The 1973-nt window shown below is 45.9% G+C and carries 2 protein-coding genes; both read left to right on the top strand.

The genetic code is table 11. The features are described from left to right. A partial coding sequence (locus tag BK127_RS42015; protein ID WP_076238557.1) for an RNA polymerase subunit sigma-70 occupies window positions 1-711 on the top strand: 711 nt, incomplete at its 5' end. Between the two features lie 66 nt (window positions 712-777). Further along, window positions 778-1203 carry an SRPBCC family protein gene (locus BK127_RS42010; protein WP_076238556.1) on the top strand — a complete coding sequence of 142 codons (426 nt, stop codon included), beginning with the start codon at window positions 778-780 and terminating at the stop codon, window positions 1201-1203. Window positions 1204-1973: the final 770 nt, after the last annotated feature.

Below are 1973 nucleotides of genomic sequence, written 5' to 3'. Positions count from 1 at the left end.
GACCTGTCCGACCCGGCGATCAAGATTGTCGAACCGAACGAAACGCTGCCAGACTCGTCCTGGATTTGGCCCTCACCCGAATTTGGAGAAAATCCGGAAGATGCTCTCGTTCGCAAGGATACCCTTCAGCTCTGCTTTATTGCACTCTTGCAAACCTTGCCGCCTCGTCAACGCGCGGTTCTTATTCTGAAGGATGTCTTTGAATGGTCTTCGAAACAAATTGCGGAAACGTTGGGAATGTCGCCGGCAGCGGCGAACAGCGCCCTGCAACGAGCCAGGGAGACGATGGACCGAACGCGGCTTCGCTCCGACGAATTTAGTAAGATGGATGTCAATCCCGACCATAATCTTCTCTCGCGGTATGTGGAAGCGTTTGAGCAATTCGATATCCAAGCGCTTGTGTCGTTGTTCCATGAGGAAGGTTGTATGTCCATGCCGCCTTTCGCCATGTGGATTAGCGGGCAAGAAGATTTGTCCGCGTTTTTTGCGCTTACGCGCTGGCATTGCGAGGGATCCAAATTTTTGCCAACTACAGTGAATGGCGGTTATCCCGCTCTGGCGCAGTATGTGCCGGGTAAGGAGGCATCCGTCCTGGTGCCTTGGGGCATTCACGTGATTGAAGTGAAAGATAGTCGGATATTCCATGTTCAAAATTTCATAAATGCAAAATTATTTTCCCGATTAGGGCTTCCGGAACAAATAGACCGATGAATTCGGAGATTGGCATTCGTCTATATTAGTGATAAACAAAATTCCCGTAAAGAGGTGTCCTTCACAATGGAAACAAGCAATCCAACGAAAGTAACCGTAGAGACCGTCGTTAAAGCCCCTGTAGCAAAAGTATGGAGCTATTGGACCGAGCCGGACCACATTACGAAGTGGTATCAACCTTCCGAGGAATGGCATGCGCCAAGAGCGGAGAACGATTTGCGGGTCGGTGGCGAATTCCTGACAAGGATGGAAGCGAAGGATGGCAGCATGGGTTTTGATTATAGCGGAATTTACGACGAAGTGAAGCTGCATGAGACGATTGCTTACACATTGGGAGACGGACGGAAAGTGGATATTGCGTTCGTCGATCAAGGCGAGGCCACGAAGGTCGTTGAAATCTTCGACGCCGAGAGCACTAACCCCGTTGAATTCCAAAAGGCGGGTTGGCAAGCGATTCTGGATAGTTTCAAACGATATACGGAAGCATCATAAGAATAACGAAACGCGCTCTGCCTCCAAAGGACGGCAGAGCGCGTTTTGCCTTGGATGAAAGAGCAATCGATCTTCGTTTGTTCTGTTCCCTATCCATTGTTGTTGTTATTGTGCTCTATCGGTAGACGATAGCATCACGACATGACGGCAACCGGTTGCGCGATCGGTTGCTGTCGTTCGTTGAAGTAACGGGCAGATAGTGGGGCAAACAAGCTGAACTAAATAAATACAATAGAGGCTCTGCGCTTCTATCATGGATTATAATTAATTAGTAACATGAAAATGAAATAATTTCTCTTAAATTAACTGTATAAGGATTCCATCTTCCTCCGAAAAATCTATATCCTAAAATCGATGTCCTTCCGACAAAAGTCAGATAGAACCAAAAGCTATCTCCATTATTGAGCCATATGAAAGTGTATTGATCCAAACAACCAGAAATTGTCCCAAGGTCAACAGCATATGGAGACATTTGAGGTACATATGAGGGTGGAGGAGAAGTTGGTCCTTGCTGCGGTATAAATCCCATTCGATTTATTCACTCCTTATTAATTGGGCTTCTAACTCAGTGTATGCCGAGATAAAAATTAGGGATTGGATATACGCCCATATCTATCTCGTAAATAAGTATGGAATAGTTTTTGTGTTCTGAATTCCCATCATTTCTGCATTAAAGCCACTTGCTGAAAGTAGCTTTTCTCATGGATAATAATGCAATACGTGAGGAAATTTCATTGCGGTTCACAGTAGGCGATATATTCGAAATTAGG

The sequence above is a fragment of the Paenibacillus sp. FSL H7-0331 genome, assembly GCF_001956045.1.
This window is presented reverse-complemented; position numbering and strand designations above follow the sequence as displayed.